This is a genomic window from Candidatus Neomarinimicrobiota bacterium, assembly GCA_022567655.1.
Lineage (GTDB): Bacteria > Fidelibacterota > SORT01 > SORT01 > SORT01 > JADFGO01.
In genome coordinates, this window is the sequence record JADFGO010000113.1 from 1 (window position 1) to 5,853 (window position 5,853).

The following is a 5,853-nucleotide window of genomic DNA, read 5'->3' on the forward strand; positions in this document are numbered from 1 at the left end:
GACTCTCCAAGTGAAGGTGGATGGTCGCTTTATCAGAAGGTTACGTTTGAATTCGAAGGTAACGATTTCCCTGGATGTAGTTCGCATGATGAATGATGTCGGTCGCGGCGAAATCGTCCGCCGTGAAGATGTGACGCTGGACCAAATCCGTTCGGACCGAATATTAAGAGAGGCACCCGTTCGTCTGGATAAGGTGGTGGGCCGGGAAGCGACAAGAAACCTGAAAAGCGGAAGAATTGTGAAGCGGCGGGATACTAAAAAAGCTCCCCTGGTCAACCGGGGCGACCGTGTGATGATCGTTGTGCGAAGAGGGGGGTTAAAAATCACAGCGCCGGGTACGGTGCGGGAAGAAGGATTTAAAAACAGCATCGTTCAGGTGGTGAATCTGAATAGTAAAAAAATGGTTTACGGCGAAGTGATTGATGCCAACACGGTAGAGGTAAAGTTCTAAATGGGGAATTTTAATAATTTGTTTGCGGGGATGGCTCGACTGCCCTGGTTGCTGATTTTTGTAATGACGAGTGCGGCGGCCTGCGCCAACACGCACAGAGCGATCGACCCGAAGTCTACAGTCATCCCGGAAAAACTTTATGAATCAAAAAGAGAGGTGTCCGATGGAGGAATCTGGCCGGGAGACACGTCGAAAAATCTGTTTTTTGAAGACACGAAAGCAAGGCAGGTCGGAGACATTGTTACTGTTGTGATCAACGAAACTGCCAGTTCGTCTCAGTCGGCCACGACCGATACCTCAAAAAATTCCAACATCAACCTCACGACAACGGGAGTTTTGGGCTTGCCCAGTAATTTTAATATCCAGAATTTCCTGGGAATGGGAACCGCATTCAATCCGAACCTGCAGGCGTCAACAAGCAGGGCACTCCAGGGCAGTGGAACAACCACACGTACGGGAACGTTGACTGCAACACTTTCGGCGGTCATCGTCAAAGCGTATGCCAACGGTAATTTCGAAATTGAGGGCAAGCGGTCAGTGACCGTAAATAACGAAGAACAATTGATGATTCTGCGAGGAACCATTGTTTCTTTCCAAATTATCAAACATGAATGCAGATACACTCTTTACCTCAAGAATCTTTGGTTCAAGTCCATAAATCAAGAGAGATCGATCCTCTTGCCATGGTAATCCATGCAAATGAAGGTTTTATTGTATATCTAAGCGGAAACAGAGATAAAGGTATTAAACTGTTGAAATCGGTTGTTCAACTATATCCGAACTCCTATCTTCCAAATTGGATGCTGTCACTTATATATCGAAATGGAGATTCCGATAAAGAGGCATATAAATACACAATGAAATATATTCGATTTGGCGGTTTCCCTGCTGATTTTATCGAATCAGTCGAAAAAGGATTTCGTGCATCCGGTTTAGAGGGAATGAACAGAGCTTTCCTTGAATCACTAATTTCTTTAGATGATCCTAATCCCTCATTGATCGCTCAGAGTTACGGTTTTCTGGGAGAAAATGAAAAAGCAATTGATTGGCTTGAAGAATCTTATGATCAAAAGGATGTGTGGATAACCGGAATACTTATCGAACCTCCATATACAGATCCTCTTTTCCGATCCAATCCGAGATTCTTGGCACTGTTAGAGAAGATGAATTTTAAATATGAGTGACTCTCCTAAAAGAAAGTTAGCCGCTATCATGTTCACCGACATGGTGGGCTATACCGCTCTGATGCAAGAGGATGAGGATAAGGCGAGAGAACTGATCGAAAGACACCGTGATCTGATGAAGCCTCATGTGGATAAGCACGACGGTGAAATAATCCAATTTGTGGGTGACGGAACATTCTGCCGGTTTAACAGCGCCATAGAAGCGGTGAATGCTGCTATTGAGATTCAGCATGTCTTTAAGTTAGAAGACGAGATGTCACTACGAATCGGTATACACGTGGGTGATGTGGTAGTTAAAGGGGATGAGGTTTATGGTGATGGTGTCAATATAGCTTCAAGGTTGGAACCTCTTGCGGAACCGGGAGGTATATGTTTGTCGGGAGAAGTATACACTCAGATTAAAAACCAAGCGAAAATTGATTTAATAGCAGGGGGATCAAAAAATCTTAAGAATGTAAAAGATCCTGTTGATATATATTTTGTAAGTGCATCAACTGGTGAAAAGAGGAGTTTTTCTGGAGAAACACTGATATCAGAAAAATCGATTCCAAGGAAGTTCATTTACGCTGGTGCAACTGTGATGGCACTACTTTTGGTCGTAGTATGGAATCTGCCATTTTTCTCATCGGGGGACAGAGTACTTGAAGCTTCCGGCGAGATTCGTTCAATTGCAGTGTTACCGCTTGATAATCTGACGAATGATCCTGATCAGGAATATTTCAGCGATGGAATGACGGAGGCCCTAATAGCGAATATAGCAAAGATACGCTCTCTTAAAGTTATCTCACGCACCTCTGTTATGAGATATAAGGGGACAGAGAAACCCCTTCCTGAAATTGGGAAGGAATTGAATGTCGATGCAATTCTTGAAGGCTCTGTTATGCACGCTGAGGGAGAGGTAAGAATTACAGTCCAACTGATTCGAGCTTCCACGGATGAACATCTCTGGGCTGACAGTTACACGGATAAATTGGAAAATATTATGATACTTCAATCCAGGATAGCAAAAGCGATAGCGAAGGAAGTCAAATTAACGCTCTCGCCGGAAGAAGAACTTAAACTCTCATCGAATAAGAAAATTGATCCCGCAGCGCATGAAGCATTTTTGAGGGGAAAACATTTCTGGAATAAGCGAACAGGCGATGATATTAAGAAAGGTTTAGAATATTTTAAGGAAGCAGTAAACATTGAGCCGTTATATGCGTTGGCACATGTTGGCATAGCCGAAAGCTATGTCCTTCTTCATCAATACGCAAACTTACCTTCACGAGAAACCTATCCAAAGGGTAAGGCGGCAGCGCTGAAAGCATTGGAGATAGATCCTAATCTCGGGGAAGCCCATATAGCCATTGCATACGCCCTAACTGAGCATTTCTGGGATTGGGAGGCTGCCGAAGCTGAATATAAAAAGGGACTGGAGTTAAGCCCTAACTATGCTACCGGTCATCAATGGTATGCGGAATATCTTAACTATATGGGCAGGCATGACGAGTCAAAAAAAGAAATTAAAATTGCAAGAGAGTTAGACCCTCTATCTTTGGTAATATTATGGGTTGAATCATGGATATACCATTGGTCAGGGGATATAGAATCTGCCCGCCGGTTTATGGATAGAAATATTGAACTATATCCTGACTTTAGTCAGATGTATTATAATAAGGGAGATCTTCACCTTGGTGAGGGAGAATACGAAGAAGCGGCTCAGCTGTACCTGAAGGGACTTGAAATTGATAAAGTATCCGCTGAGGTATTAGATGAACACAGAGAAGCGTTCAATCTCTACGGCATCAAAGGATTATTTAATGTCTTTCTTGAATTCGACCTGAAGCAAGATCCTATAAATTCTTACAGAGTAGCAAGAGATTATTATATTTTGGGGGACTATGAGAAATCGATTGACTGGTTCGAACGTGCTATAGAGGATCGTATTTTTTGGATAGTACAGATTAATCAGCGTCCTACTTTTTCTGACCCTGTATTCCGCTCAAATCCGAGGTTTCAAGCTATATTGAAGAAGATGAATTTTCCGGACATTTAAAGGCCGACTTTATCCAAACTCGCAAGATGCTGCACTTAGGTAGCACAGTCTCATAAACGTAGGTAATGACACACAATTTCGCAGTGCCAAAACTCGTTAAATGCAATATTCTTGGGACTTTGATTTTGGGACGTTTATGGGAATGTCCCGAAAACGACCGTTTTTGACACACTTTTCCGGTGTCCCAAAACTCATACGTTTATGAGAAATTCAGTGGAATTTTCTGTTCTATCTTAAACCTTGAAGGGTGATATAGTTGGTGTTCCAAGTATACGGGCAGTTTATACTCATCCAGGGAGATTTAGACGTTCAAGAAAATCCTTGAAGCGCGGGTCATCTCGCAGCGGTTCAAACCACGGCAATACAGAAACCCATGGAATCCATGCATGCGGCTGCTCGTAATCCAGCCACTTGAAAGCCTCATCTAAATTCCCCAATGCCCCATTCAAAGAGATTAGTGTGAACGCGCCCCATGGAGTCGCTTCTGCTTCTTCCAACTCAACAAGTATCTTTTCTGCGGCACTGATATTACCTGTTCGGGCATAAGTAACGCCAAGAGCGTAGCTCCACCACGGAGCGACGGATGCCATCTTTTCATGGGTTGCGATAGCTTTTTCAATCATGCCCATTTCAAGATAAGCTCCTCCAAGTATTAAAAGCCCTGCACCATAATTAGGATTCAACTCTAAGGAGTTTTGCGCTTCTTCCATCGCCCTTTCGAATTGCCCATCAAACAAATACAGTCCTCCCAGCCATGCTGTGTACATTGGGGTCAGCGGATCGAGTTCTTTGGCTAAGGTGTGTTCTACTAACGCCTCATCCATATGTCCCGTAAGATAGTAATAATACGCATGATGATATCTGTTTTTTACCAAACTCGGGTTAAGTTCTATAGTACGTTCAAATTCACGTTCCGCACCCGGCCAGTCCCATTCATAATAGAGTTTAACTCGCGCTAAAGCTGCATGACCCTCAGCAAGAGTAGAATCCAATTTCAAGGCTGTGAGTGTCGCCGCCTGTGCTTTAAGCCATACGCCAGGCGGTGGCGCTGGACCATGACCGATATTGATGTAACCTTGTGCCAATCCGGCATAAGCCAGAGGATCCGCCGGATTTTTTTCAATCGCTTCAGATAAATACATCAAGCCTTTATTGAATAGTTCAGGATCAGACTTGTCAAGATAGTACATCCCTTTTAGGTATGCTTCGTAAGTTTCAGGGTTTACCGGACGAGCGTTAGAAAGAAGAGTCTCCTCCTGCGGGGTCAGCGTGATTTTGATCTGTTTAGCGATGGCTCTCGCCACTTCGCTGTGCATAATTAATATATTTTTAAGTTCGCGATCAAAGCGATCAGCCCAGAGATGTTCGTCTGTAGCGCCGTGTATCAATTGTGTTGTAATGCGAACGCTGTCACCTACCCGAAAGACAGATCCCTCCAAGATGGCGTCCACACCCAACTGACGGGCAATCTCCGACAGTGAGAGCTCCGAATCTTTGAAACGCATGACGGACTGACGCGAAGTTACCCTTAGCGCGCTGATCTTCGAGATCTCAGTAATCAATTCTTCAGTCATTCCAATGGCGAAATAGTCTTGTTCCGGATCACCGGACATGTTAGTAAGAGGCAGGACGGCAATCGAACTTATAGCCTCCTCCGTACCTGTAAGAAAGTATGAACCGACAGCCATAATCAGCAGTAAGGGGACGGCATACCGTATCCACGGAACAGGGGGTTTCTCAAGTTTCGCGGATACTTCGGAGAGCTTAGTCTCGGGAAGCCCGTGCGAAGTGATACAGTAAACTTTAACCTCCTGTTTTACTCCTTTAAGTTTCGGTTCGCCAACGTACTTGGTTCTGATTTCCGAACTGCTCGAAATATCCCGATTAACTTTATCGGAAATTGCGACTCCCCCAACCGCCGCAAATGGCTCAATTCTTGAGGCGATATTTACATCGTCCCCGAATAGGTCACCATCTTGCTGTATGATATCTCCTTGATGTATTCCGATCCGGATATTAAGGTTTTCAACATCCTTAGCCGCATGTTGCAGCTCAATAGCGCATTTGACGGCTTCAGTTGAACTTGAAAAACTGAGCAATAAACCGTCACCGATTTCTCTTAACCATTCTCCATTATGACTAATTACAATTGGTTTTAACAGTTCACGCTGTTTTTCAAT

Annotated in this window: 5 protein-coding genes; 4 read left to right on the forward strand and 1 reads right to left on the reverse strand. The window is 44.0% G+C overall.

Features of this window, described 5'->3' with window-relative positions:
• The first annotated feature begins 46 nt into the window (after positions 1-46).
• From flgA to IID12_09520, 4 genes are all read left to right on the forward strand, one after another.
• Positions 47-451, forward strand: coding sequence for a flagellar basal body P-ring formation protein FlgA (gene flgA, locus IID12_09505; GenBank protein MCH8289322.1), 405 nt, complete (start codon positions 47-49; stop codon positions 449-451).
• Positions 452-1,141 (forward strand): flagellar basal body L-ring protein FlgH, encoded by a 690-nt coding sequence (locus IID12_09510; GenBank protein MCH8289323.1) that lies wholly within the window; start codon positions 452-454, stop codon positions 1,139-1,141.
• Between the two features lie 62 nt (positions 1,142-1,203).
• Entirely contained in the window at positions 1,204-1,635 is a 432-nt protein-coding gene (locus IID12_09515; GenBank protein ID MCH8289324.1) for a hypothetical protein, read from the forward strand.
• Entirely contained in the window at positions 1,628-3,673 is a 2,046-nt protein-coding gene (locus tag IID12_09520; GenBank protein MCH8289325.1) for a hypothetical protein, read from the forward strand. The genes IID12_09515 and IID12_09520 overlap by 8 nt, the downstream gene beginning before the upstream one ends.
• 287 nt (positions 3,674-3,960) lie before the next feature.
• Here IID12_09520 and IID12_09525 read toward each other — a convergent pair whose 3' ends face one another.
• The gene (locus IID12_09525) at positions 3,961-5,772 is read right to left on the reverse strand and encodes a hypothetical protein (GenBank protein MCH8289326.1); all 1,812 of its coding nucleotides are present in this window, start codon (positions 5,770-5,772) and stop codon (positions 3,961-3,963) included.
• Positions 5,773-5,853 lie beyond the last annotated feature (81 nt).